The organism is Methanococcus maripaludis C5 (assembly GCF_000016125.1).
Lineage (GTDB): Archaea > AGJL01 > Methanococci > Methanococcales > Methanococcaceae > Methanococcus > Methanococcus maripaludis_D.
Genome location: NC_009135.1, coordinates 618,908 through 644,982, shown reverse-complemented (window position 1 = coordinate 644,982; position 26,075 = coordinate 618,908). Strand labels below are relative to the sequence as shown.

Below are 26,075 nucleotides of genomic sequence, written 5' to 3'. Positions count from 1 at the left end.
TACTACTCAAAAACTTTTTTTAAGAGCGGCGGTGTTATAACTATCGAAAATGTAACAAATATCAGCGTTGCTGCAATGAATTTTGAAATATTTTCTTCTAAAATCACACCTGCAGAAACCGCAATCATTAAATTTATCAGCGCTATTTCTGCCCTTGGAACTGATGCCGAAGCGAGCTGTATCGATTTTTTAAGATTCCACTTACCCATCAATTTTGCTCCAAGTCCCCACCCAACAAATTTACTCAAAACCCCAACAATTATAAAAATTGTAGCGAGAATTAGCGCTTCATGATTTAAAAATGCCGTTAAATTTAGCCTTGCCCCCGTATATATAAAAAATAATGGAATTAAAAATGAATTTCCAATTGATTTTATCTCTTTTGCAAGTGTTTTACCTTCAGAAGTTTTTGAAAGGATTAATCCTGCCATAAATGCCCCTTCAATTGCAACTTCAAACCAGCTTTCTGATAAAAATGAAAATAAAAACATTAACGCAATTGTAAATGATAGAACGGTTTTTTCGATATGGAATTTTTCTGCAAAAATTAAATATCGGTTAATTAATTTCCATCCCAAATATCCAGTAATTATGAAAAATACTGTGATTTCAGAAATTAGTCCTAGTAAACTTCCAGATCCAACTGCGAGTATAAGAAGAATAAGACCTAAAAAGTCATCTAGAATACTAGCACTAATTGCAGCTGCCCCTACATCAGTTTTTAAAACTTTTAAATCCATTAAAAGTCTTGCTGTAATCCCAATACTCGTTGCTGTAAGAATTACCCCTCCGACAATGGATTCTTTGGTGGTGTATCCAAATTTGGAGAGGACAATATATCCCAAAATTAATGGAAACAGCGCACCAAATACTGCTGCAACTATTGAAATATATTCGGTCTTTTTTAGTTTGTGTATATCTATTTCAAGCCCGCTTAAAAATAATAAAAACATAATGCCAACAGTTGACAAAAAATCAAATATATCATTTTCGTGAAGCGTTAAATGACTTGAATCAACTATTCCAAAAAATAAAAGATTTCCAAATATGATTCCGACAATTATTTCGCCAAACACGCTTGGAAACCCGATTCTCCACATTAATTCGTTTCCAATTTTTCCAAATATTAGACATAGCCCAACCGTAAATAATACCCACGAGATACTCAACAAAAACACCTAAAAGCAGAGATCAAGAAACTTATTTATCAATATCCTGAGGCTAACCTCCCCAACGAGCCTATTTTCATCATCAACTACGGCTAAAAGTTGTAAATTATATCTTTTCATTTTTTCAAGTGCCCCTAAAACAGATTTATTGTAGTTTATTTTAATCGCACTTTTTTCCATTACTTCGCTTGCAACTTCCGCCCCACCCTGTATTGACATTAATACCGTTCGAGTAGTCCCAATAAATGTCGAATGTTTCTCGGGAGGCATTATAAAATTTATAACGTCCAAATACCGAATTACTCCAATAAGTTTTCCATCTTCTTTACAGTTTATTACCCAAACGTGATGCCTCGTTCTAAGTATCTCTAAAACATCCATAACTGAAGAATCATTGCATAAAACCGGAAGGGTATCTATCGGTGGAAGAATATCCTTCAATTTCATTGCATGATACTTTGCAATTGCCGCTTCAAGTTCCTTCATAAAATCCCCCAAAATAACTCTTGTGCAATTTATGTTTTTTTAAAATAATTAAACTTTTCATTTTAATTTTAAAAATAAGGATAGAATTATCAAAAATAGAAAAAAATTGAAGTTAATTTAAAAATTAAAAAAATTAAAAGAGTTGAAATGTTATTCTACGAGCTTGTACCAAAAATTCATGTCTTCGAAGTTTCCGCAAATGTTTGTATTGCTAATTGCAGTTCCGCTGTAAGTATAGCCCATTTTTTTAAACGTGATATTCATTCCATACGAGATACTTCTTGCAATCGTGTAAAAAACCCGGTATCCATTGTCTTTCATTATTTTTTCCATTATATATAATAAGTACTTAGAAAGCCCTTCTTTTCGATATTCTTCAAGAACTGCAAAATCAGTCATTTCAACGCATTTGTTCTTAATATCCATCTCACAAGACGATGCTGCAATGATTTTACCATTATCTTCAATTATAAAGTATTTTACGTTTGTCTGCATTGTCTTCAATATATAATTTGGGTCATTTATTGGAAAAGGGTACGTTTCAAAAACTTTTGAATAGTGTTTTGATAATTTTTCCGCATCCGATTCATTTGCAATTTTTAAGTGAAATTTCTCATCAATATTTGTATATGAATCTACATCAACAGTTTCTACATAATTTAAAACATCTTCTGCTTCTTTTGGAAATTTCGATATTTTTCTGGAGTCTTCAAAAAATTTAGACATGAAATATGCATTATCATCTAAAAAGTAATTTTTAAGTTTTCCTTCACAAATATATCCGTTTTTTTCAAAAATTTCTTTCTGATTTCCTGAAACTTTTGCAAAAACTTTTGAAAGCTTTTTTTCAGTGCATACTTTATCGACATGTTTAATTAATTCATCTGCATCTTTTCCAAGTTTCATTATGTAGATTCTATCGTTTAAATCACTTATCTGGATAATTGAATCATTTATTTCGATTATTTTTTCCATTTACTCATCTCTCCGGGCAACTCTCTCGTTGTTTTCAGGGATTAAAGATATTGAATCATCTACATCCGTCATTAATTTTTCAATTCCGGTTTGATTAATTTCAAAGTCCCCGATACACATTCTATCACACTTATCGCAGTTTTTACTGCATCCACCATATTCTGACGGTTCAACGTAAGTTGTGATAATTCCTTCATAATTTCTCAAGATTACCCTATCAGATCCCCATGAAACTACGTAATTTGGCATTACAGGAATTTTTCCACCGCCTCCGGGTGCATCTACAACGTATCTAGGAACTGCAAAGCCTGTTGTGTGTCCAATTAAACTTTCGATAATTTCCAACCCCTTACTAACTGAAGTTCTAAAATGGGAGATTCCTTTTGATAAATCACATTGATAAAGGTAGTACGGCCTTACTCTTGAAGAAACAAGTTTTTGATTTAATTTTCTCATAACATACGGGCAATCATTAACTCCTGCAAGTAATACAGTTTGATTTCCAAGAGGAATTCCAGAATCTGAAAGTTTATCAAGTGCTACCTTAGATGCTTTTGTAATCTCTACAGGATGGTTGTAGTGCGTATTTATCCAGATTGGATGGTATTTTTTTAGAGTATTGACTAAATTATCAGTAATTCTTTGAGGAAGAACTACGGGAACCCTTGATCCAATTCTTATGAGTTCAACGTGTTTTATGCTGCTTATTTCTGAAAGTATCCAGTCCAAAAATTCATCAGAAAGTAAAAGAGGGTCCCCACCTGAAAGTAAAACGTCTCTTATTTTATCATTATTTTTAATGTAATCGATTGCTTTTTGGATTTCTTCCTTTGAAGGATTACTGCTTTTTTCTGAAACCTTTCTTTTTCGAGTACAGTGCCTACAGTACATTGCACAGTTTGGATTTATGTAAAATAAAACTCTGTCTGGATATCTGTGGGTTATTCCAACGACAGGAGAGTCATCATCTTCAGATAATGGGTCTTCCATTTCAAAATTTTCAAGTATGAGCTCTTTTGAAGATGCCACACTTTGTTTGTAAATTGGATCTTTATCTAAATTTTTCGTATCGATTAAACTTGCATAATATGGGGTAATTGACATTGGAAATACTTCAATTGCTTTTTGGATTTCCTTTTTTTCGTGTTTATCCAAATTTATTCCAAGAAATTTTTCTAAAGTATCAACATCCTTAATCGAATTTGAAAGTTGCCATTTATAATCATTCCAATTATCAATCGTGGCGTTTTCTGAAATTTTTTTCGTATATTTTAATATACTTTCGTCACTTAATTCGTTCAAAATTATCACCTAAAAAATACTATCGATATATATAAATCTTTCAAAATTTAAACGAGATATATCAACATAGGGGGTATCCCAAATAACAAATTGAAAAACCGAAAATATGAGGTTTCAAAATTTAAAAAGGCTTATACACCCTTTTTTTAAAAGATAGTATATATAATTAATGGGTAACACTATTATAACATAAGCTAAAAATCAAAACCTGAAAAAAATTATTTAATATACTAAATTTACGTAAATATTGAATAGTCACATAATTATATTAACTAATAAAGCAAATACTATTGTGGAGGTTTACGACAACTAAACCTGTTGTAAATTTTTTTAAAAAATCAGTGTGAAGTGGGGGTCTGGGGGGGATAATTTCACTATTGCACACTGTAAAATTACTTTTTTAAACTCTTTTTGGCCTAAGAAAAAGAATTTCAAAGTTAAAATTTAAAAGTGCGGTTTTAGCGAAATTAGTGATAAAACCCCTAGATCCACTGTTCATAATGGATTAAGTTCTTAAGGTCGGGTAATCATTTTGAAAACCGCATAATAACTAAAATTTGATAAGTAATAGGTAATTAGGCGGTTAAAAATTCCTTTAAAGCGTCTTTTAATGTATTTTCTGTTGCAATTACTTTCATGCCTTTTTCTTCGAGAACGGATTTGGGATTATCTCCAATTCTACTGCAAAAGATTGCACCACAGTCTTTTAAAAGATCGAGTGCGTGGATCCACCTATCAGTGTGCTCTTTTATTGTCGTTGTTGGGTTTTCCCTAAATTCCATGAATTCTGCCACATTATCTTTTACTTCAAAAATAAGAAAATGTGTGGCAGCTCCAAAGTGCATGTTGACGTTTACGCCATCAGTTGATGCAATGGCTACTTTCAAAGTCTCCATGGTCTACCTCTGTATCTTCATTTAATGCCCATCCAAACTCGTCAAAGTACCTGTCGAGTATGGTGTTGGTTATAGTATCTACAAGCCTAATTCCTGCAGTATATCCTACGCAAGTTATTCTTTGAGCTCCAACTCTATCATAGATTGGAAAACCCATTCGAATTAATGGAATATTTTCGGCACCTGCAATTCTTGAACCGTATGAATTTCCAATTAAAAGATCCACTTTTGATTTTTTAATTTCTTCATGGAGATCGTAGAGATCTCCTGGAGCTAAGATTACTGGTTTATGTTTGCTATCTTTAGTTACTGCTTTGATGTCTTCAACGAAAGTTTTACTTTCGCTTCCTGTACAGACGATTGAAGGAATCATTCCAAGTTCCAAGACAAATCTCGTAAATCCAACTACGACATCTGGATCGCCGTAGATTACAACTTTTCTTCCGAAATTATGTTGGTGGGCGTCGATCATGGCGTCAATTAATTTTCCACGTTCTCTAGTTATCTGTTCAGGTATCTCTTTATTAGTAAGTTTACAAAGTTCATTCATAAATTCATCAGTACTCTGCAGACCTATTGGAAGATATGGTGACACAGATTCTATTCCATAAGCATCATGGAGGAATTTGGCGGCGGAATTTGCGTGCTTACAGAGTGAAATCGTTGCAAATGAATTTGCAGTGTCTTTAAGTTCTTCCACGGTGGTTCCTGCAGACATCACAAATGAAACTTCTCCATCGTAAGGGGCGTCCATAGATTCCGAAGTATCGGTTAGAATTATTGAGTCTATACCCATTTCACGCAATATTTTCTTGGTTTCTGCAATGTCTCCCGGAGAAACCATTCCAGTAATCACGTTTAACTTGGAATTTGGCTTAGATGGAGTTGCTAAATGTTCCACTAGTGCTTTAACTGTTGAATCGTATCCTTCTACGTGCGTATGTTTATAGCTTGGGGTTGATATAGGGACTATTTCAGGCAAATCATCATTTTGTGCCTTGAATAACCGGAGGATCCCTTCAACGTCGTCACCAATAGTTTCACTAAGACAGCTTGTAGTTACACCTATTATTTCAGGGCCGTAAATTTTGCTCACGTTTCTGATCGCATGTTTTAAATTTTCTTCACCACCGAGTACAGCATTTGCTTCACTCATTGATGTAGATGCCACGTTTACAGCTTCTTTAAAATGACGTCCAAGTTGGAATCTCATGTACGTGCTGCATCCGTGCGATCCGTGTATTAACGGCATTGAATGCTTTACACCCATTAATGCAAATATTGCACCCATTGGTTGGCATATTTTACATGGATTTATTACAGCAAATTTTTTTTCAGTCATAATATTCCTCTAAATCATCATTTTCTAGAAAGTTTCCACACTGGCGTCATAACTGCGGTATGTACAACTCTTGCAAAATTTATGAAGCCCTGAAAACCTGAGAATGCAGTTATCCTATCGTGATTGAAATCACAGTGGGGAACTCCACTTTTCAGTGATAGGTATTTTTCTTTAGCTCCAGAAATTAATATGTCAGGTTTGTATTCTTTGAGAAGCTGTACAAGTTCCATTGAACTTGCATCGTCTACAATTAATGTACCTTCGCAGACGTGCTCCCTAATTTTTTGGTAATCTTCTGGTTTTCCGTTTTGGGTACCACTCATGATAATTTCCATATCGAGTTCACCAAATGCGCTTACCAGTGCCCATGATTTGTGGGCTCCGGAATATATTGCTACAGTACTTCCAGCTAGATCTTTTTTGTATTCAGAAATTTCATCTCGAAGATTTTTAACTTCTGATTTTATGAGTTCTTCGGTTCTTTTAATCATTTCTTCGTCACCGAAAAATTCTGCAACAGCCCTTAAAGACTTTGTAGTTTCATCGATTCCAAAGAAATTTACTTTAATGCTAGGTATTCCGTATTTCTTTTCCATTTGGGCGGCTAAGTAATTAGATGATTTTTGGCATTGAACTATATTCAATTTAGATTTGTGTGCACTTGCAACTTTGGAAACTGTTGAGTCCCCAGTAATTGCAGTGTGTACTTTTACACCCATTTTTTCATATAATGGAATAATTCCCCAGAGATCTCCTGCGACATTGAATTCTCCAATTATATTAATACCATATGGGTGCTCTTCTTCTGGCTCTTCTGTGCCAATTAAATAGTCAAGCATTGCGTCACATGCGAGTTTGTGACCTGCAGATTTATTAAAGCTTTTGAACCCTTCTGACTGTACCGGAATAACTCTGCATCCTGTTGCTTCTTCTGCCTGCTTACAAACTGCTTTGATATCATCTCCAATCAAACCAACTACACAAGTGGAATAAACAAATATTGCACCGGGATTATAAAGCTTATTTACTTCCAAAATGGATTCATAAAGCTTTTTTTCTCCACCAAATACAACATCTGATTCCTGCAAGTCTGTTGAGAATCCGTTTTTATAAAGTTTATCTGCGGTAGATTTACTTCCACGAATGTCCCAAGTGCATGCTGCGCAGCCTATTGGACCGTGTACGAGATGTACTGCATTAGTTATGGGCATTAAAACAACTCTTGCTCCCCCGTATACACAGGATCTCTGGGTAATCATTCCAGGGGTCGAGTTTTGGTCACATGTAGGAATTGAATCGCCTTCACCCGAGATGCACATTTGTGATTCCCTGGCCTTTAAAGCTTCAATTGATTTTAATTTTTCGAAAACGGAGTTTGGGATTTTGACTTCTAAGTCAAAATCATCGCATCCATTTTTCATTTTCCGGTTTTCTGTATCAAGGTTCAAAGCCATAGTATTCCTCTTTAATAGGGCTTACTGTTGGAGTTTCCAGTCTTGAGGTTCGTAGTATTTATCGAGGATTGTGTTTGTAATTCCATCGACAATGTTCAAAGCACCATTGTATCCAATGATTGGTCTTCTTTGGTATCCTACTCTATCATATACTGGGTATCCTACTCTGTATAGTGGTATTCCGAGGTCTTTAGCCATCAATCTACCATCTGAGTGGCCAATCAATAAATCGACTGGGTTTTCTCTTAAGTAAACGTCTAATGCTCTTAAGTCTTGTCCGAAGAGTGCATCGACATCTTCATCTGATTCTTTAGCTACTTTTTTCAAGTCATCAATAAAGTAGTCATTTTTAGCTCCAGTACATACCACTTTAGGAATCATTCCAAGTTCTGTTATGAATCTTGCCATTCCTACTGTTATTGATGGGTCACCGTAGATTGCCACTGTTCTTCCGAATAAGTATCTTGATGCAACGTCTGCCATTGCGTCAATTACAATACCTCTTTCGTCAAGGATTTCTTCAGTAACGTCGTTTCCAGTGAATTTTTTAACGGTTCTTATGAAGCTGTCAGTATTTTTAATACCAATTGGTGCTTCGCTTACTTTTGAAGGCATGTTGTATTTTTTCTCGAGTGAAGCAGGAGCACTGCTTGCATAGTTAGCAAGTGAAATTGTACCAAGTGAGTTTGCACAGTCTTGAATTTCTGCAAGCGTTGTTCCACCTTTTTGGTAGTAAGGGGTTTTTTCTGCGACTGAAGGTCTGAGTGGCGAATCAAATGGATCAGATGTATCGGTAAGTAAAATACCTTCAACTCCCATGAGTGAAAGCATGTGTTTTACTTCCCTGATGTCTCCAGGGTTTACAATTCCTGGAACAATGTTTAATTTTCCATTTTCTTCGTCTTTTGGTTCAGCCAAAGTATCAACAATTGCTTTTATTGCATTGTCGTATCCTTTGTACTGGTGTTCAACGAAACTTGGGGTGTTAATCTGAACAATTTTGATTTTGTTAGCAGCTTCTTCTCCCATTTTCTTTACAATTTCTTGTTTAGCTGTTTTAATGAAACCACCAACGTCATCTCCGATGATTTCACTTGAACAGGTTGTTACAACACCCATTACATCAGGTTTAAATCTTTGTGCCAAGTTTCCAAGACCAGAAATCAAGTTTTTTCTTCCACCGAATACTGCTGCATCTTCGTGAAGTGAAGTTACTGCAATATCTGCAGGTTCCCTATAGTGTCTTGAGAATCCGTATCTTACGAATGTTGAACATCCTTGTGATCCGTGAACTAAAGGCATTCCCCTATAAATTCCCATTACTGCATACATTGCACCTAATGGCTGGCAGGTTACAAGCGGGTTGATTACCGCAGTTCTTTCTTTTTTGATTACGTTTAATTCACTCATTTGTATCACCTGGCTCTTCGTCTTCAAATTCCATTAAACTCCAAGCTGGGTTGTATATTGCTGTGTAAATGTCTTTTGCTAAGTTTACGAATCCTTCGAATCCGATGTATGGGCCGTTTTCGTAAGAGTGTATCATTACTGAAGATACTCCCAATTTGTGGAAGAAATATTTCTCTTTGATACCTCCAAGAACGATTTCGGGGTGGTATTTTTCAACAACTTCTTCCATTTCAAGTGTGTTCAGGTCGTCAATGATAATTGTACCATCTTTTGCCCTTTCCTGCATTTTTTCGTATCCATCTTCGTGTTCGAAAAGACCGGAAAGTGCTACCACGTCCATTCCTAAGTATTCTTCGAGTGGTTTGGATAAGTGCCAGCTTTTTGGACCTCCTGCTGAAATCCAAACTTTTTTACCCTGTAATTTTGATTTGTAGAAATCAAGTTCAGGCTGGATTTTTTCCATTTCTTTTTTAATAACAGCTTCAGCTTCAATTTCTTTTCCGAAGAATTTACCTACTGTTCTTAAGTTTTCAGCACAGTATTCTGGACCGAAGAAATCTACTTTAATGTATGGTACACCGTATTTTTCTTCAATTAATTTTGCTACGTATGTTGCAGATCTTTGGCATCTTACAAGGCTTAATTTTGCTTTGTGCATCCAGCAGAGCTCATCGTGGCATGCATCTCCAGTAAATTTACTGAGAACTCTGATGCCCATAGCATCGAAGTATTTTTCAAGGACCCAGTAGTCACCATCGATGTTATATTCTCCAATAAGGTTGATGTCGTAATCGGTTGTTTCTAGAGGTTCTTTTGTTCCAACCAATTTTGAAAATATCGTGTAGTTTCCTACGTGGTGTCCTTTTGATTGTGTTGGTCCTGCAAATCCTGGAGCATTGAATGCTACAACATCTTTTCCAAGTTCTGCTTGCATTTCTTTACATACTGCATCTAAGTCGTCTCCGATAAGACCCGTTGTACATGTTGCGTAAACGTAGATTGCATTTACGAAAGGGTACTCTTTTGCGCCTTCTCGAATTACTTTTTTGAGTTTGTTCATTCCACCAAATACAACATCGGATTCAGTTAAGTCTGTTCCGACAATGTGTTTGAGGTTGAAGTTTTCAACTGGGAATGTACTTCCATCAGGCATTGTTGAGTTTGTTGGGTATCTTTTTGTTGTACCGTTTCCGTATGCGGAACATCCAACAGGCGAGTGTACTATTTGTAGTACGTCTTTTATTGCACCAGTAATCACACCTTTAACTCCTGCAAAAGCACAGCCTCTTTCGGTCATACTTCCAGGGATCGTGGTGGTATTACATTTTTGGCAATGTCCGTTTGTATCTTTTGAATCTTTGATGTAAACGTGTTGTTCTCTTTCAGGGATATCTTTATCTACATCCAATAAACAGAATGGCATGTTCGCTCTCCTAAAAAATTTTTAAAGGGTATATTTATTTGGGGTTTATTCAATTAAAGTGCAGATTCTCCTCTGTCAGAGGTTCTCACTGTGATTATATCATCAATTGGACAAACGAAAATTTTTCCGTCTCCGTATTGACCAGATTTATTTACTTTCATAATTGCTTCGACTACAAGGCTTGCATCCTCATCTGGAACAATTAATGTCATCATTGTTTTTGGGATGTATCTCATGTCCCCCGGCTGGGATAACAATTCTTTGTTGTCAACTTCGAAACCGAGTTCTCCAACAATTGCTTTTTGTTTTCCCCTTCCAAGAACCCTGTTTGCAGTCATTGCTGGAAATCCAAGGCCTTCAAGGACATTTTTTGTTGCAGCCATTTTACTTGGCCGGATTATTGCGATTATCTCTTTCATAGAATCACCTTATAATCCGCATGATCTTGTTCTAACGGTGTATGCTTCTTCTACAGGGGAAACGAATATCTTACCGTCACCGAAGTTTCCTGTGTATGCAGTTTTTGTAACTATTTCAACAACACTTTCTGCTGCGTCGTCTTCAACTACAATCATAAGCATTGTTTTTGGAAGTTCGTCGTAGTATATCTGGTCGATTTTGATTCCTTTTTGTTTTCCTCTTCCGATAACGTCCATCTTTGTTAAAGCTACGCATCCGGATTCAGCGAGTGCATCTACAACTTCTTCTGCTTTACTTGGTCTGACTACTGCTCTAATCATTTTCATTTTTGCCCTCTTGAAAATTTAAGGTAATTAATTTAATTTATTTAATCTAAGAATCCGTATTTTGAGGTTAATTCTTCTAATTCGTCCATTGTCATTGGGGTTGGAATTACGAGGTTTTCGTTTTCAATGATTTTTCTTGCAAGTTCTTTGTATTCCATTGCTTGGTTACATGTGTCGTCGTAGTCAACAACAGCTTTTTTCTGGAACTCTGCTTTTTGAACGATGTTGTCTCTTGGAACGAAGTGGATTAATTGTGTTCCAATTTTGTCACAGAATTCTTGTAATAAGTCAAGCTCACCATCTACATTTCTACTGTTACAGATAATTCCTCCAAGTCTTACACCGCTTTGTTCTGCGTATTTAACCATTCCTTTACAGATGTTGTTTGCAGCGTAAAGAGCCATCATTTCCCCTGATGCTACAACGTAGATTTCGTCTGCTTTACCATCTCTTACAGGCATTGCGAATCCACCACATACAACGTCCCCCAAAACATCGAAGAATACGAAGTCAAGGTCGTCTTCGTAAACACCGTGTTGTTCCATGAGTGTAATTGCAGTGATAACACCTCTACCTGCACAGCCTACTCCAGGCTCTGGCCCACCTGATTCTACACATTTTACACCACCGAAACCAACTTCGATAACTTTGTCAGGCGTACATTCGTCTTCTCCTTTTTCTCTTAATGTATCCATCATTGTTACTTGCTGTTTACCGTGCAAGATTAACCTTGTACTGTCTGCTTTTGGGTCACATCCGTGAATGAATACTTTTTTGTCGTGAAAGTGAGCCATTGCAGCTACTGTGTTTTGTGTGGTGGTTGATTTTCCGATTCCACCTTTTCCGTAAATTGCGATTTTTCTTACCATTTTTTAGGCCTCTATGTATTGTTGTCTTTCGGAAATCTAATTCCGATCTCTTAGTTATTATACGGAAGTTTATTTCCGGTGATCTATGCTATACTGTGGTTTACTATATAAAGTTTTCGGATCTATCGAAAAAACAGCGATAATCACGCCATAAAAACTAAAAAGACCCCTTTTAATTAGTTTAAATTAACTTTTAAGTAAAAAGGTAATTAATAATAGTTAATAATTGGAAAAATCGTGAAGAGGAATATAAAAATTATAAATTAAACAAAATTATATCAATCTTAAAAATCAGATAATATCCTATGAAAATTTATTTTGAGGGGATTTATGATGGTTTTTAAAATTCCTAAGATGACTCGTGAAGAATACGATTTACTCATAGAAAAGAACCATATTTCAAGAATTGCGTTTTCGGGATCGAAATATCCATACATTGCACCATTTCTATACGTATTCAACGAAAATAATTTGTACTTTCTTTCGACAAAATACGGTCGTAAAATTGAGCTTTTAAAAAATAACCCTTATGTATCAGTAGAAATTGAAAGATATTCTGATGATATGTCTTGTTATAAATTTATAACCCTTCAAGGAAAAATCGTTCCAGAATATCATTTAGAAAAAAAGAAAGAAATCAGAAAACAGTTTGTAGATCTAATCGTTTCAAAAAATCTATCGAAAATAGTTTTAGAGGCACTTGGGCATAACCCGGGAGAACCCTTGGAAAACCTAATTACTGTTGACAACACTTACGTTTGGAAATTAACTGACGTTGGGGACATTGTTGCTCTTAAAAATAGTGATGAATAAAATCAACATAATAACATATAATATATTTAATGTAACTACCCTGGTGAATTTAATGTATTACTGTGCATTGTGCAATATAAAAGCCTGTAAATCTGGTGAAGTTGAAAAATTGCCGAAAAAATGTCCAAATTCTGCCAAAGTCATTGAAAAAAGTAAAGAATTATATTTGGAAGAAGAAAATGAAAAAATTGCATACAATTCTGCGCTTGTAGAATCAGAAGGCTACTGCAAACTTACTCGAATCGAAGAAACTATTTTGTTTGCGAAAAAAATGGATTATAAAAAACTTGGAATTGCATTTTGTACTGGACTTTCAAAAGAAGCAGGAATTTTACAAAACATGTTTTTGGATCATAATTTTGAAGTTGAATCCGTTGTTTGTAAAGCAGGAAGCATTTCAAAAGAATTCATAAAAATAACAGAAAATGAAAAAGTTCACGAATATGAATATGAAGCAATGTGTAATCCTATCGGCCAAGCATTATTTTTAAACGAAACAAAAACAGATCTAAATATTATACTAGGACTCTGTGTTGGGCACGACTCATTATTTATAAAATATTCAGAAGCTCCAGTTACCGTTATTGGCGTTAAAGATAGAGTTTTGGGCCACAACCCCCTTGCTGCGATCTATACTTCAAATAGCTACTATAGAGAAAAATTATTTAATAATAAAAAATAAAATTATTAATTAAAGCAGTTCTGCTACTTTTTTCGATATTCTTTTTAATATTTCCCGATCTGCAAGTGTGTTTTCAGGCGGATCGATTACTTTTCTAAGCTCTAACGGAACTCCATCCATCCTATAGGCAGTTCCGGTATCTTCCACACCTGCAATCGTTGGGGGGAGAATTATATTTGCAAGAACTGAAGTTGGAGTTTCGTGTGGATCAATGCAAATTAAAGGAATTTTAGACATTCTTTTAACTGCATTCTGCGGAAAATGCGCTCCGGGGTCTGATGCAATATTTAGCATCGCGTCTGCTTCATTTCTAAGTAATGTATCAGTTACACTCGTTTCTCCCGGATTAAATTCTGGAAATACTCTTGAATAGTCCACACATAGAGGAAATCCGCTGATCCAAGTGCACACCTGATTAAAGCCATTTACATTGTAGTGGCCCCTCATTGGAATCAGCGTAAATTTAGTTTGTGCATTTAAATAAATTACAAGTTCGATTGCAGTATCGATGTTTCTGTGCTTTCCCGCAGTATGTGTAACGCCCATTGCAAAAAAAAGTTCCCCAAACTGCGCATTTTTCAGTATTTCAACAGTTTCATATATCGTTTCTTTAGGAATTCCTGCAACAGTTTCAGACTGAAGTTCAAAACCTTTTAAAGCAGATCTTATCGCACTTATCAATTCATAATCCTTGTGTGGATCAACTTTTAAATGAATATCTGCTAATTTTGCAGTATCTGTTTCCCTTGGATCCACCACAATTAAAATTCTATCGTTTCTTCCGCGACCCCTGAAAAAGCCTCTTGGGAAAACTCCATATCTGCTCATGTGTCTTGGATGTGCATGCATCGGGTTTGAACCCCAGTAAATTACAACATCGGCCCTGTTTTTAACTTCACCTGGCGTACATATCGGGTACCAGACATCCTGAAGCGCCCAAACACTTGGACCGCGGCATACTTCGGCAGTATTGCTCACAATTCCCCTTATTTATTCAGCCAGCTTCATTCCTTCAATGTGTGCATAACATTCTGTTGCAGAAAATCCATAAATAAGAGGTTTTTTAGCATTTACTAAAATTTCAGCAGTTTTTTCAATTGCAGTATCAAAGTCGATTTTCTTAAAATCATCTTTTTTGTTTTCACGGTAGAGCGGTTCTGTATATCTTACAGCTCCTTTTCTGTGTGTAAACTTACTGTGGCCGATCCTGCATGCGTTTCTTGTCTTTAAAATATGTCCCGATTCCACAAAACATTCAATGTCATCGCAAAGAGTTCCGCAGAAAGGGCATACTACATTTTTTATAACATTCATTATTTCACCCTAAAAATCACCAAATTTAAAAAATAAAAAAAAGAATTTAGTAAGAATCCTTAAACGCGCCTTCAATTTGTCCGTATATCTGGCTTGTTTTAAAGTGAGATTGCTCAAGTGCACCACTAGGACATCCTGCTGCACAGGTTCCACAGCCTTTACATAAAGCTGAAAGAACTTCTGCTACAACTTTACCGTCTTTTTCAACGAATCTTGGAGCACCGTATGGGCACTGCTGTACGCAGATACCGCATCCACCGCAGACATTTTCATCAATTGTTACAACAATTGGTTCAACCTGAACTTCCCCTTTTGCAAGAGGTATTGCAGCTCTTGATGCCGCAGCTGAACCTTGTGCAACTGATGCAGGGATATCTTTTGGACCCTGACATGCACCTGCTAAGTAGATACCATCTGTTGCAGTATCAACAGGTTTTAATTTAGGGTGTGCTTCCATGAAGAACCTGTCAGCGGATCTTGAAACACCAAGTAATTTTTGTACTTCGTCAGCAGTTGATGTTGGAACCATACCTACTGAAAGAACTACTAAATCGTATTCGTTTTCAAAGATTTCACCTAAATGGGTATCTTCTGACCTGATTATTGGATTATCTCCGTCAGGATTATCTAGCACTTGTGCAGGTCTTCCACGGATAAATTTGATTCCATACTGTTTTGAGCTTCTTTCGTAGAATTCTTCGTATCCCTTACCAAATGCTCTGATATCCATGTAGTAAATGTCTATATCTGTTTCAGGAGCTTTTTCTTTAATTAACTGCGAGTTTTTCATTGCATACATACAGCATACATTTGAACAGTATTTTTTACCAATTTTCGCATCTCTTGAACCAACGCACTGTATAAATGCAATTCTTTTTGGTTTTTGACCGTCACTTGGTCTGATTACCTTACCCATCGTTGGACCAGATGCGTTGATCATTCTTTCAAGTTCCATTGAGGTTATGACATTTGGAATTTTTCCATATCCATATTCTTCTTTTTCAGTTGGGTCATATGGATCGTATCCGATTGCAGAAATGATTGTACCCACATCTGCTTCGATAATTTCTGGTTTTTGACCGTAATCGATTGCCTGAGGTCCGCAGACTTTTGCACATAAACCACAATCTATACAGCTTTCTTTGTCAATTGTGTACTTTGCAGGAACTGCTTGTGGGAACGGCTTATAAATTGCTTTTCTAAGCCCAATTCCCATATCAAATTCGTTTGGAACTGATATAGGGCATACTTCTTCACATGAACCGCATCCAGTACATTTTTCTTCGGATAAATATCTTGGTTTTTTCTCAATTTTTACCTTGAAGTTTCCAATATACCCTTTTACATCTTTTACTTCGGAGTAAGAGTAAAGTTTAATATTTGGGTGTTTTGCAACGTCAACCATTTTTGGAGCTAAAATACAGATTGAACAGTCGTTTGTTGGAAATACCTTATCGAGCTGGGCCATTCTACCCCCAACTGACGGTGTTTTTTCAACCACAATTGTTTCGTAACCTGCATCCCCTAAATCAAGTGCTGCCTGAATTCCAGCAACTCCTGCTCCGATAACCATTGCTCTTTTGGTAACTGGAACGTTTAGGTAGTCTAAAGGTTCGAGTTGTCTTGCTTTTGCAACAGCCATTCTTACAAGGTCGTTTGCTTTTTCAGTTGCTTTTTCTTTTTCTTTCATGTGTACCCATGAACAGTGTTCACGAATGTTTGCAAATTCAAACAAAAATGGGTTTAAACCTGCTTCTTCGACACATCTTCTAAAGGTAGGTTCGTGAAGTCTTGGAGAACATGCTGCAACAATTACCCTGTTCAATCCAAGTTCTTTGATATCTTTTTTGATGAGTTCTTGCCCAGGATCCGCACACATGTACTTGTAATCTCTTGCAATCACAACATTTTCGAGTCCTTCTGCAGTTCTTGCGACGTTTTCACAGTCAACTACACCGCCAATGTTTACACCGCAGTGGCAGACATAAACTCCTATTTTTGGTTCTTCCATAATATCACCAATATCTGGCTTGAACTGTTAGTCCAAATACATAGTTTAATACCATTATTACTTTTTTTAATAGCTACATCTATTAAAAATTATTTCAAAGACAGTGCGTTCTTTTTAACCTTATCACAGGCTTCAATACATTTTAAACACATTACACAGAACCCTTCGAGAGGTTTTTCTGGTTTTCCAGTTAATGTAAGCATGTCGTATGGACACGTTTCAACACATTTTCCACAAGAATCACATAACTTAGGACTAAATTCGATTCTTTCGTATTCTTTACCGTTGTGAGTGATTTTACCCATCCTAAGTGCGCCAGATGGACAGCTTTGAACGCATGCACCGCATCTTATACACATTTTAAACTCGTTCTGGCTCTGTGTTTTTGCCCTGCTTGGAAGTTCGAGTCCTTTTGGATTTACTACAGTTATCGCATTGTTTGGACATTTTAGGGCACAAGGTCCGCAGTACGCACATTTTTCTTCATCCCAAACTATACCTTCATCGGTTACAGGTTTTGGTGGAGCATATTCAACTACCAGATCTATTGCATCAACAGGACATGCTGCTTTACATAATCCACATGCAGGACATCCTTTTGGAGGTACTGCAATCATTTCATTTAGAACAATCAAATCCTTTGGACATTTATCAGTACAGTCCCCACATCCGATACATAAATCGCTGTCTACGCTAAATTTAACAATATTTTTGTCTCTTTTTGGCGATTTTTTGCCCGCGACAAAGATAGCATTCCAGGGACAGGTCTGTGCACATATGCTACAGTATATACACGAATCCTTGTCAACTACTGCTTTTTCATTTTCTATTGAAATTGCACCAACAGGACATTCTGATACACATACTCCACAGCCCACACACTCATCAAGTACGGTAATAGGTTCCTTTGGTAATGTTATATCTCTTTTAGCAGGTTCAACTACACCTTCCATTCCAACATAATTGTCAGGACATGCATCAATACATTTCATACAGCCTACACAGAACCCTTTTAATTTATCATTTTCAATTTTGAGGTTATTTGGGCAGTCTTTAACACATTCTCCACACAAATCACATTTTGTAGGGAAATATTCAATCTGTTTAATAGTTTTGCCATTTAATTCAATTTCTCTTAAATTTAGAGCATCATTGGGACATGCATTGACACAATTTCCACAAAGTTGGCATACCTTAAAGGGATTTAATTTTAAAGCTTCTGTAGGGCAGCTATTTTCACAAGCTTTACACATGTAACAGTCTTCAGTGTTTATCTTGATCATAATATCCCCTATACTGTTTTAATTAATTTTCCGCCCTTAAAGACATCCATTGAAAGCATTCTTTCTTTTCCGTCAATTGTGTGCGTTGCACATGAAAGGCATGGATCGTATGCTCGAATTACCATTTCCATGTGGTTTAAAACATGTGGTTTTGCGTCTTCTGGTGTTTTTATGTATTTTTCAGCAACTTTTTGAACACCAATATCCATTGCAGGGTTATTCTGAACAGTTGCAACAACTAAATTTGCATCTGTGATAATTCCTTTATCATCTGTTTTGAAGTGGTGTACCAGCGTTCCTCTTGGAGCTTCGAGGCATCCAACACCTTCTCCAACAAGGTCGGTTGGTTCTGCCCTTATATCCGTTCCAACAATTGTATCATCTTCTAAGAATTGTCTTATGAGTTCTGCGCTTGAAACAATTTCAATTAATCTTGCGTAGTGGAAAAGCATCGGTTGATGTGCAGGTTTTCCAAATGTTTTTACAAATTCTTCGTAGTATTTTTGAGCAATAGGTGTAGGCATTCTATCGCACACATTTAACCTTGAAAGTGTATTTACCCTATAAACTCCATCAACAGGACCTTTTTCAGTTAAATACGGGAATTTAAGGTATGAATATGGCCTTACTCCTTCTGACATATAATTTAAATACTCTGAAGGATCGTATTCGTATTCAATTTTTCCTTCAGGATTTACAACCCTGATTTTTCCTTCGTAAATATCCTGTGCACCGTTATTTACCATACCCATGTGGTATGATTCAAAATAACCAAGATCAAGGAGATCTTGTTCTTTTAACCCTTCCAACAATTGTTTTCCAACAATTAAAGTTCTTTCAGCCGTATCCACAAGATCTTCTGACATTTTTAAAAGTTCGTCTCTTTCTTCTTCAGTTAATGGTTTTGATTGACCCCCAACAACTGCAGTTACTGGGTGAATGGCCTTTCCACCAACTTTTTGAATAATTGTTTGACCAATTTTTCTCATTGAAATTGCATCTTTTACAACATCCATGTTTTCAGCAGCGACACCCAATACATTTCTTTTGAGTGCATCATCGGTCATTGGAAACATTAAATCAGGAGATGCGAGCATTCCAAAGTGAAGCGCGTGGCTGTGTACATTTGAAGCTTGTTGCATTAAATTTCTGAGCATGTCCGCGGTTTTTGGGATTTTTACACCAAATACATTATCAACTGCTCTTGCACTTGCTAAATTGTGTGAAACCTGGCAAATTCCACAAATTCTTGGGGTAAATACTGAAGCATCTTCAACATACCTTCCTTCCAAGAATTTTTCAAAACCTCTAACTTCGACAACGTGGAAATTAACTTTATCGAGTTTTCCGCTGTCGTCAAAGGAAAGTGTAACCTTACCGTGTCCTTCAACTCTGGTAACAGGTTCTATCGACAGTTTTGTCATTATATCACCGTATCAGTATATTACCTTTTATTATTTATCGGAATTAATGCACTAGGGAGCGTAAATTTGTAAAAACTGCCCACTTTGTCAAGTATCTGTTTAGGAAGTTCGTTTGGATCCATTGTTCTGTCTTCATCAATTTTATAATCCGATGCAAGTGCAGAAACCATTTTAGCACCCTGATCTACTACTTTATCGGTAGGTCCATAACATCCTGTACAGGGAACTCCTGCTGTTGGGCATATTGCACCACAAGAAGCCCTTGTAGCAATTCCCATGCAGAGGTAACCTTGTTCAAGCAGACATTTTTTAGGGTCAGGCGTTCCTTCGTAATTTCTTTTAATCGAGCCTATTGAAACTCCTTCCTTACTTTTTTCTCTAGGGCATACTTCACACATATTTTTAGTCGTTAATTGTGGAGCTTTACCTTTTAAAAGTGAAGTAAGAACTTCTGCAATTAATTCTGGTTTTGGGGGGCATCCTGGAAGGATATAATCCACATCAATTACATCAGAAAGGGGTTTTACTCTCGAAGTTAATTCAGGAACATCTTCACTTGGAATAATTCCTTCTTCGTTTTTCGTTGAAAATGTAGTTTTGTAAGCTTTTTCTAAAAGAGCTTCATTTGAATATAAATTGCCCATTCCAGGAATTCCGCCAAAAGCTGCGCATGTTCCAAATGCAATTACAATTTTTGCCTTTTTTCTCATTTCTTGTGCAGTTTGGAGGTTTTCTTCGTTTCTAATACCTCCTTCAATCAGTGCAACATCAATACCATCTGGAATTTCTTTGACATCCATTAAAACAGGGCAATGTACCAATTCAACTTGCTCAAGAACATTCAATAAATCTTCATGTAAATCTACAAGACTTATGTGGCATCCAGAACAGCATGCAAGCCATGTTGTAGCTATTTTTACCATAAAACCACCTTAATAGTTATTTAAGATTTTCATTCAAGGTGCACGGACCTAAAGCTTTTATTCTGTCGTATATTTCGTTCATTTTCGTCTGGAATTTTTCACCTTCTGAAGCTGAAATCCATTCGTGGAGAACTCGTTCTCTGCCGATTCCGAGTTCATCAAGCATATCGTAGAGCATCATAACTCTTCTTTGCCATTTGTAGTTTCCAGCATCGTAGTGGCAGTCCCCTAAGTGACATCCACCTATAAAAACGCCGTCTGCACCTTCTTTGAAGACTTTTAATATAAATGATGGTTCAATCCTTCCAGAACACATCACTCTTATGATCCTTATGCTTGGAGGATACTGCATCCTGCCAACTCCTGCCGTATCTGCACCACCATAGGTACACCAATTGCAACAAAAGCCGACTATCTTTGGCTCCCATTCTTCAGACAAAATTTCACCTCTAGGTTATTAGATATTCGGTAAACTAATACCTTAAATAGTTAATCTAATTGATGTGAGTATGACAATTATTAATATATAAATTAGATATTTTGATGGAAAATAAAAAACTATATATGTTAATAAGAATTTCTAATTTATACCTGTTTAATAATATAAAAATAATATTTAATAATATTTTATGTTACATTTAATAAAAAAGTAGTAATAATTATTTAAAAAATCACTTTTTGTTTTAACATATAACTCTTTTTATTTGGTGTAATTAACAATTTTTTTAATAGATATTATAGAATATAGTTTAGGTAATATATTATCAAATACCTAATATTAAAGATAGGTGATCTAATGGGTAAGACGGTAGAGATAAATCCTACGACAAGACATGAAGGGCATACCAAACTTGTCTTGAAAGTGGATGACGATGGAATTGTTGAAAAAGGTAACTATTTGAGTGTTACCCCCGTCAGAGGATTTGAAAAATTTTTGGTCGGAAAAACTGCGGAATTTGCACCAATTGCCGTTTCAAGATTTTGTGGAATTTGTCCAATTGCACACGCTACTTCCTCAGTAGAAGCTATTGAAGACGCATGTGGAATTACACCACCAAAAGATGGATTATTGTTAAGAGAATTAACGGGTCTTGGAAATAAAATGCATTCCCACCCATTACACGAGTTTTTAATCGCTCCAGACTTTATACCTGAATCAGACCGAGTTGAATATATCACAAGAATTCAACAAATGAGAAAAACTGGACAGTATATTGTTGATACAATCGGTGGAGAAGCAATCCACGCACCAAATATCAAAGTTGGAGGTATGTTAAAAAACATTACCGAAAATGCAGCTTCAAAAATATACTACAAATGCAGAGAATACGAAAAATTAGCAAAAGAACATGTTGAATATTTAATTCCTATTTTTGAAAGCAACATGCTTGTAGATGGAACAGAAATTCCTGAAAAATTAGGTTACCACGATTTTGGATACATTGCAACTGATGCAACATACGGAAACAGGGAAAACATCGACCAAAGTAGGGTAGTTGAATATACGCCATACGACGTGTACGAAAAAGACGTTGCAGTGCAAGCTTGTACCACAATTCCAAGATACAATGGCAGATTAATGGAAGTTGGTCCAAGAGCAAGATTTGCAAGATTCCACGACTTTAAAAACAAAGGTGCTATGGCAATACACATTGCAAGAGCTTATGAAAACGTTGTACACGTAAAAAAAGCAATGGAAATCCTTGATGAATTAGATGTTAATGGAAAAACAAGATCAAATGAACCCATCCTCGGAGACGGTGAAAAAGTAGGTCTTGGTGTTCATGAAGCTGCGAGAGGTCACAACACCCACCAAGCTGCAATTGACGCAAAAGGAAGAATTACCTATTATAACGCAATTGTTGCAACCACCTGGAATATCCCATTAATTGGAAAAGCTACAGAAGGAACCCACTACAAATTTGCAGAACACGTTGTAAGAGCATACGATCCATGTGTATCCTGTGCAACCCACGTAATTGCAATGGACTATGATAACAAAATTGTTGACAAAAAATTAATACAATAACTGGTGAATCATGCCCGAATATTTAGAAAAAGAAGTTTTAATCCTGGGATGCGGAAATATCTTGTTTGGAGACGATGGATTTGGATACACTGTAGTAAATAAGTTAAATGAAGTAAAAGATGAATATCCAATCCTTAATTCGGATAAAATACAGATTATCGATGCAGGAACCGGAGCTTCTCACTTTATACTTTCCTTGATTGATGAAAAAACTCCATTGAAGAAAATAATAATTGCAGATGTTATCGATTATGGATTACCGCCTGGAGAATTGAAAACATTGTATTCAAAAGACCTACCTGATATCGATAAATATCATATTGATGCTCACGACATGCCTCTTGCAGGGATGTTAAAAGATATTGAAGACGATTACGGCGTGAAAATTGTTGTTATTGGATGCCAACAAAAAAATGTGCCTGCACCAGACATTCTTCTCGAACTTTCAGACGAAGTAAATGCTGCTGTAGATGGCGCTGTTTTATTAATAATAGATGAATTAAACGAATAATGGTGATATAGTGGTAAGAGTTGCCCATATACACATGAGTGGTTGTACAGGATGTTTAATCTCCCTTTCAGACACTTATGAAAAACTTTTAGATATATTGGGAGCTGTTGATCTAGTGTATGCATTAACACTCGCAGATGAAAAGACAGAAATTACTGAAACTGACGATAAAATATTGATCGAAAGAAAAATTCCTGAAGACATTGACATTGCACTCGTTGAAGGAAGTGTCTGTTTAGACGACCACCACTCAGTTGAAGACATCTTGACTACAAGAAAAAATTCAAAAATTGTTGTAGCACTCGGTGCCTGTGCAGCATCTGGCGGAGTTACTAGATTTGGAAGAGGAAATCAAATGCCACAGCCTTCGCATGCCTCTTTCGTTCCAATTGGTGATGTAATTAAAGTGGATTTGGCACTTCCAGGATGTCCACCTTCACCAGAATCAATTGTAAACTTAATTATGGCTGCATTAAACGGCGATATGGATTATTTAGAACCATTTGCAGAAATTGCAAAATATGGAAAAGATGCTTGCGGATGCGATGTAATCAAAAATGTTATAGACCAGTCGCTTTGCATGGGTTGCGGAACTTGTGCTGCAGCATGTCAAGTTCGAGCAATAGAGATGATTGAAGGAAAACCGAATATACTAAGCGAATTTTGCATAAAATGCGGCCTTTGTGGAGCCCAGTGCCCAAGAGTTAGATTTCCAGAATTAGTTCAAAAAATCGAATAATTAAGTTTAGAGGTGTTAATTATGGATCCTTTTGGAACATATAAAACAGCTATATCTGCAAGAGCCACAGATAAAGCAATACTTAAAAAATCACAGGACGGAGGAATAATTTCTGCGTCATACATCTACGGTTTAGAAAATGGCCTTTTAGATGGTGTAATTGTTGCAAATACTGAAGATGGATTTAAAGCAGTTCCAAAAATTGCTACAACTCCTGAAGAAGTACTTTCAGCTGCGGGAACAAAATATACAGTTTCTCCAAACATTGCTGTGTTAAAAGATGCAGTAAGAGAATATGCACTTGAAAAAGTTGGAATTGTTGGAACTCCTTGTCAGGTTCGAGCAATTAGAAAATTAATGAAATACCCAATGGGTTTTAGACACACTGATTCAAAAATTGCACTTGTGATGGGAATATTCTGCATGGAAAACTTCCCTTACGAAGGTATGAAAGCAATTGTAGAACAGTATGCTGGAATTAGAATGAACGATGTTTTAAAAACCGATATTGGAAAAGGTAAATTCTGGGTTTACTCAAAATCAGGTGATGTAAAAACAGTTCCTTTGAAAGATACACACATGTACGAACAAAAATCATGCCACGTTTGTATGGACTACACCGCAGAACTTGCAGATATCTCAACAGGTTCAGTCGGAAGCCCTGACGGATGGAGCACAATTTTTGTTAGAACTGCAAAAGGGGAAGAATACCTAAACAAAATGATTGAAGCTGGAGCCCTTGAAACAAAACCAATTGAAGACGTGAAACCAGGTCTTGACTTAGTTCAAAAACTTGCGCTCCAGAAAAAAGAGAAAAACGATAAAGAAATCGTTCATAGAAAAGAGATGGGACTTCCTGTTCCATACTAATCCATTCCTTTAATTTTTGATATTGATAGTTACAGGCATACACCAAATTTTTTTATTCCTATTTTTTCAAATCAATTTTACAAAAATATCCAAACTTATTTTAAAAATGTTTATTAAATCTTTTTTAATTATTTATATCTAAACGAGGTTTTACACATGGCAGAAATTACATTTGAAATTGTCGAACATATCGGAGTACTTTATGAATACCCAAATGGATGGAAAAAAGAGCTAAACCTTGTAAGTTGGAACGAAAAAGAACCAAAATACGATTTAAGGGACTGGAATCCGGAACATGAACGAATGAGAAAAGGAATTACATTAACTCCAGAAGAATTAAAAGCTTTGAAAGGAATTTTAAGTGAAATTGAATTATAATAATTTAATTTTATGAATTTCAAAATTAAACCCGAACATTAATTTTAGGGCCAATTACATTCTTTAAATAAAAATTATTGCTATTATTATGGGGAATAATAGAAAAGTATATATAGCTGAATCGCTTAAGTACAAGTGCGAGCAGAGGTGGTTGAGCTTGGCCAAAGGCGCCGGACTTGAAATCCGGTTCTCCACTGGGGAGCGGGGGTTCAAATCCCTCCCTCTGCGCTTCATTTTGAAACGCTAAATAACGCCACGAACGTTGGCATCCACTAAATCGGACCAGCTTTTTTAACGCAGATTAACAATTAACGTAATTTAAACGTCGAAGGACCTTTTTTTAACAGCTATCCTGAACCGTCCCAGTGCATCTTGATGCGCAGTTATGTTGTACAGGACTAATATCGAAATTCAACTCCGGCGTCATTGGCCAACCTCAACCACCATCTGCTATATTGAGGTGTTGATATCGACAATATTTACTTCATGCCCCACTTAATTGACGGAACATTCACTACTTTTTTCGCAGTTTTTGAAAATTTGAAAAATTTTTCCGAACAACCCATATTATCATATAACCACAATTAAATGCTTCAAAACCGCGGCACTTTTATTGTTAATTACGCTGATAATCGCTAGGTAAATACGCCACTAATACGCTGATAATTTACGTTTATCTTCATTGTATCCACCAAATTGCCAATAGACATATTAAAAGCGCTAGAATTTATTTTACAATATATATGAGTACCTCAGAGTACTTGTACGGGACATTTATTTGGTATTGAATGGCGTATTCGTGGCCATTTAGTATATATAGCGTTAGCATACTGCATGAAATTACCAATATTACCTTTAATATGATGTTTAGTGTTTATAGCCTATCGATTCAGGACTTGAAGAGGTAATTCGTATATCTTCACCTTTAGTCGGAACACTTCCATGACATAAAAAAAGTAATTGACAGTGTGTAATTTTTGGACACATGATTTCGGAAATTTGAAAACAACATTTGGTCAAACTAAG

The 26,075-nt window shown here is 36.0% G+C and carries 24 protein-coding genes, 1 tRNA gene and 1 pseudogene; 8 read left to right on the top strand and 18 right to left on the bottom strand.

From position 1 onward, the window contains the following. Positions 1–2: 2 nt before the first annotated feature. The 12 genes from MMARC5_RS03385 to nifH all read right to left on the bottom strand — a co-directional run bounded on the left by MMARC5_RS03385 (position 3) and on the right by nifH (position 12,072). Positions 3–1,169 (bottom strand): cation:proton antiporter, encoded by a 1,167-nt coding sequence (locus tag MMARC5_RS03385; protein WP_011868434.1) that lies wholly within the window; start codon positions 1,167–1,169, stop codon positions 3–5. A gap of 9 nt (positions 1,170–1,178) precedes the next feature. After that, positions 1,179–1,655: a CBS domain-containing protein gene (locus MMARC5_RS03380; RefSeq protein WP_011868433.1), complete on the bottom strand. Its 477-nt coding sequence runs from the start codon at positions 1,653–1,655 to the stop codon at positions 1,179–1,181. Positions 1,656–1,805: 150 nt separating this feature from the next. Then, positions 1,806–2,630 (bottom strand): putative beta-lysine N-acetyltransferase, encoded by an 825-nt coding sequence (gene ablB / locus MMARC5_RS03375; RefSeq protein ID WP_011868432.1) that lies wholly within the window; start codon positions 2,628–2,630, stop codon positions 1,806–1,808. Next, positions 2,631–3,932 carry a lysine 2,3-aminomutase gene (gene kamA / locus MMARC5_RS03370; protein WP_011868431.1) on the bottom strand — a complete coding sequence of 434 codons (1,302 nt, stop codon included), beginning with the start codon at positions 3,930–3,932 and terminating at the stop codon, positions 2,631–2,633. A gap of 575 nt (positions 3,933–4,507) precedes the next feature. Then, on the bottom strand, positions 4,508–4,828 hold the full coding sequence (locus MMARC5_RS03365) for a NifB/NifX family molybdenum-iron cluster-binding protein (protein WP_011868430.1): 321 nt from the start codon (positions 4,826–4,828) through the stop codon (positions 4,508–4,510). After that, positions 4,794–6,170 carry a nitrogenase component 1 gene (locus tag MMARC5_RS03360; RefSeq protein ID WP_011868429.1) on the bottom strand — a complete coding sequence of 459 codons (1,377 nt, stop codon included), beginning with the start codon at positions 6,168–6,170 and terminating at the stop codon, positions 4,794–4,796. The genes MMARC5_RS03365 and MMARC5_RS03360 overlap by 35 nt, the downstream gene beginning before the upstream one ends. Positions 6,171–6,187: 17 nt before the next feature. Beyond that, positions 6,188–7,624 (bottom strand): nitrogenase iron-molybdenum cofactor biosynthesis protein NifE, encoded by a 1,437-nt coding sequence (nifE, locus tag MMARC5_RS03355; RefSeq protein WP_011868428.1) that lies wholly within the window; start codon positions 7,622–7,624, stop codon positions 6,188–6,190. 21 nt (positions 7,625–7,645) lie between these two features. Then, positions 7,646–9,034, bottom strand: a complete 1,389-nt coding sequence (locus MMARC5_RS03350; RefSeq protein ID WP_011868427.1) for a nitrogenase component 1 — start codon at positions 9,032–9,034, stop codon at positions 7,646–7,648. After that, on the bottom strand, positions 9,027–10,457 hold the full coding sequence (locus MMARC5_RS03345) for a nitrogenase subunit alpha (RefSeq protein ID WP_011868426.1): 1,431 nt from the start codon (positions 10,455–10,457) through the stop codon (positions 9,027–9,029). Before MMARC5_RS03345 ends, MMARC5_RS03350 begins: the two co-directional genes overlap by 8 nt. 53 nt (positions 10,458–10,510) lie before the next feature. Next, on the bottom strand, positions 10,511–10,876 hold the full coding sequence (locus tag MMARC5_RS03340) for a P-II family nitrogen regulator (protein ID WP_011868425.1): 366 nt from the start codon (positions 10,874–10,876) through the stop codon (positions 10,511–10,513). Positions 10,877–10,885: 9 nt separating this feature from the next. Next, complete coding sequence (locus tag MMARC5_RS03335) at positions 10,886–11,203, bottom strand: P-II family nitrogen regulator (RefSeq protein WP_011868424.1); 318 nt, start codon at positions 11,201–11,203, stop codon at positions 10,886–10,888. A gap of 41 nt (positions 11,204–11,244) precedes the next feature. Next, the gene (nifH, locus tag MMARC5_RS03330; protein ID WP_011868423.1) at positions 11,245–12,072 is read right to left on the bottom strand and encodes a nitrogenase iron protein; all 828 of its coding nucleotides are present in this window, start codon (positions 12,070–12,072) and stop codon (positions 11,245–11,247) included. A gap of 333 nt (positions 12,073–12,405) precedes the next feature. On the opposite strand from nifH, the gene MMARC5_RS03325 reads away from it, so the two are divergent. Together MMARC5_RS03325 and MMARC5_RS03320 are read left to right on the top strand one after the other, a co-directional pair. After that, positions 12,406–12,885, top strand: coding sequence for a pyridoxamine 5'-phosphate oxidase family protein (locus MMARC5_RS03325; RefSeq protein WP_048058448.1), 480 nt, complete (start codon positions 12,406–12,408; stop codon positions 12,883–12,885). A gap of 52 nt (positions 12,886–12,937) precedes the next feature. Further along, a complete protein-coding gene (locus MMARC5_RS03320; RefSeq protein ID WP_011868421.1) occupies positions 12,938–13,567 on the top strand; it encodes a DUF1847 domain-containing protein in 630 nt (209 codons plus the stop codon). A 9-nt stretch (positions 13,568–13,576) separates the two neighbouring features. On the opposite strand, the pseudogene MMARC5_RS03315 reads toward MMARC5_RS03320, so the two are convergent. From MMARC5_RS03315 to MMARC5_RS03290, 6 genes and pseudogenes are all read right to left on the bottom strand, one after another. Next, positions 13,577–14,881: pseudogene (locus MMARC5_RS03315) on the bottom strand (formylmethanofuran dehydrogenase subunit B). Positions 14,882–14,927: 46 nt separating this feature from the next. Continuing rightward, positions 14,928–16,892: a CoB--CoM heterodisulfide reductase iron-sulfur subunit A family protein gene (locus MMARC5_RS03310; protein ID WP_011868420.1), complete on the bottom strand. Its 1,965-nt coding sequence runs from the start codon at positions 16,890–16,892 to the stop codon at positions 14,928–14,930. A gap of 89 nt (positions 16,893–16,981) precedes the next feature. After that, positions 16,982–18,175, bottom strand: coding sequence for a 4Fe-4S binding protein (locus MMARC5_RS03305; protein ID WP_011868419.1), 1,194 nt, complete (start codon positions 18,173–18,175; stop codon positions 16,982–16,984). Between the two features lie 8 nt (positions 18,176–18,183). Continuing rightward, complete coding sequence (locus tag MMARC5_RS03300; protein WP_011868418.1) at positions 18,184–19,599, bottom strand: Ni/Fe hydrogenase subunit alpha; 1,416 nt, start codon at positions 19,597–19,599, stop codon at positions 18,184–18,186. 20 nt (positions 19,600–19,619) lie between these two features. Further along, on the bottom strand, positions 19,620–20,522 hold the full coding sequence (locus MMARC5_RS03295) for an NADH-quinone oxidoreductase subunit B family protein (protein WP_011868417.1): 903 nt from the start codon (positions 20,520–20,522) through the stop codon (positions 19,620–19,622). Between the two features lie 16 nt (positions 20,523–20,538). Beyond that, the gene (locus tag MMARC5_RS03290) at positions 20,539–20,961 is read right to left on the bottom strand and encodes a hydrogenase iron-sulfur subunit (RefSeq protein ID WP_011868416.1); all 423 of its coding nucleotides are present in this window, start codon (positions 20,959–20,961) and stop codon (positions 20,539–20,541) included. Between the two features lie 357 nt (positions 20,962–21,318). On the opposite strand from MMARC5_RS03290, the gene frhA reads away from it, so the two are divergent. The 6 genes from frhA (at position 21,319) to MMARC5_RS03260 (ending at position 25,277) form a co-directional block, all read left to right on the top strand. Further along, positions 21,319–22,551 carry a coenzyme F420 hydrogenase subunit alpha gene (frhA, locus tag MMARC5_RS03285; protein WP_011868415.1) on the top strand — a complete coding sequence of 411 codons (1,233 nt, stop codon included), beginning with the start codon at positions 21,319–21,321 and terminating at the stop codon, positions 22,549–22,551. 10 nt (positions 22,552–22,561) lie between these two features. Continuing rightward, complete coding sequence (gene frhD / locus MMARC5_RS03280) at positions 22,562–23,062, top strand: coenzyme F420-reducing hydrogenase, FrhD protein (RefSeq protein WP_011868414.1); 501 nt, start codon at positions 22,562–22,564, stop codon at positions 23,060–23,062. Between the two features lie 10 nt (positions 23,063–23,072). After that, positions 23,073–23,801, top strand: coding sequence for a coenzyme F420 hydrogenase subunit gamma (gene frhG, locus MMARC5_RS03275; RefSeq protein ID WP_011868413.1), 729 nt, complete (start codon positions 23,073–23,075; stop codon positions 23,799–23,801). A 21-nt stretch (positions 23,802–23,822) separates the two neighbouring features. After that, positions 23,823–24,671 carry a coenzyme F420 hydrogenase subunit beta gene (frhB, locus tag MMARC5_RS03270; RefSeq protein WP_011868412.1) on the top strand — a complete coding sequence of 283 codons (849 nt, stop codon included), beginning with the start codon at positions 23,823–23,825 and terminating at the stop codon, positions 24,669–24,671. Positions 24,672–24,827: 156 nt separating this feature from the next. After that, the gene (locus tag MMARC5_RS03265; protein ID WP_011868411.1) at positions 24,828–25,049 is read left to right on the top strand and encodes a YdbC family protein; all 222 of its coding nucleotides are present in this window, start codon (positions 24,828–24,830) and stop codon (positions 25,047–25,049) included. 141 nt (positions 25,050–25,190) lie between these two features. Next, positions 25,191–25,277: transfer RNA gene (locus MMARC5_RS03260), tRNA-Ser, on the top strand. Positions 25,278–26,075 lie beyond the last annotated feature (798 nt).

Coding starts and splice junctions, on each gene's coding strand:
- MMARC5_RS03380 (WP_011868433.1), bottom strand. CDS start 1,655: ATGAAGGAACTTGAAGCGGCAATTGCAAAGTATCATGCAATGAAATTG.
- ablB (WP_011868432.1), bottom strand. CDS start 2,630: ATGGAAAAAATAATCGAAATAAATGATTCAATTATCCAGATAAGTGAT.
- MMARC5_RS03365 (WP_011868430.1), bottom strand. CDS start 4,828: ATGGAGACTTTGAAAGTAGCCATTGCATCAACTGATGGCGTAAACGTC.
- MMARC5_RS03360 (WP_011868429.1), bottom strand. CDS start 6,170: ATGACTGAAAAAAAATTTGCTGTAATAAATCCATGTAAAATATGCCAA.
- nifE (WP_011868428.1), bottom strand. CDS start 7,624: ATGGCTTTGAACCTTGATACAGAAAACCGGAAAATGAAAAATGGATGC.
- MMARC5_RS03350 (WP_011868427.1), bottom strand. CDS start 9,034: ATGAGTGAATTAAACGTAATCAAAAAAGAAAGAACTGCGGTAATCAAC.
- MMARC5_RS03345 (WP_011868426.1), bottom strand. CDS start 10,457: ATGCCATTCTGTTTATTGGATGTAGATAAAGATATCCCTGAAAGAGAA.
- MMARC5_RS03340 (WP_011868425.1), bottom strand. CDS start 10,876: ATGAAAGAGATAATCGCAATAATCCGGCCAAGTAAAATGGCTGCAACA.
- MMARC5_RS03335 (WP_011868424.1), bottom strand. CDS start 11,203: ATGAAAATGATTAGAGCAGTAGTCAGACCAAGTAAAGCAGAAGAAGTT.
- nifH (WP_011868423.1), bottom strand. CDS start 12,072: ATGGTAAGAAAAATCGCAATTTACGGAAAAGGTGGAATCGGAAAATCA.
- MMARC5_RS03325 (WP_048058448.1), top strand. CDS start 12,406: ATGGTTTTTAAAATTCCTAAGATGACTCGTGAAGAATACGATTTACTC.
- MMARC5_RS03320 (WP_011868421.1), top strand. CDS start 12,938: ATGTATTACTGTGCATTGTGCAATATAAAAGCCTGTAAATCTGGTGAA.
- MMARC5_RS03310 (WP_011868420.1), bottom strand. CDS start 16,892: ATGGAAGAACCAAAAATAGGAGTTTATGTCTGCCACTGCGGTGTAAAC.
- MMARC5_RS03305 (WP_011868419.1), bottom strand. CDS start 18,175: ATGATCAAGATAAACACTGAAGACTGTTACATGTGTAAAGCTTGTGAA.
- MMARC5_RS03300 (WP_011868418.1), bottom strand. CDS start 19,599: ATGACAAAACTGTCGATAGAACCTGTTACCAGAGTTGAAGGACACGGT.
- MMARC5_RS03295 (WP_011868417.1), bottom strand. CDS start 20,522: ATGGTAAAAATAGCTACAACATGGCTTGCATGCTGTTCTGGATGCCAC.
- frhA (WP_011868415.1), top strand. CDS start 21,319: ATGGGTAAGACGGTAGAGATAAATCCTACGACAAGACATGAAGGGCAT.
- frhD (WP_011868414.1), top strand. CDS start 22,562: ATGCCCGAATATTTAGAAAAAGAAGTTTTAATCCTGGGATGCGGAAAT.
- frhB (WP_011868412.1), top strand. CDS start 23,823: ATGGATCCTTTTGGAACATATAAAACAGCTATATCTGCAAGAGCCACA.
- MMARC5_RS03265 (WP_011868411.1), top strand. CDS start 24,828: ATGGCAGAAATTACATTTGAAATTGTCGAACATATCGGAGTACTTTAT.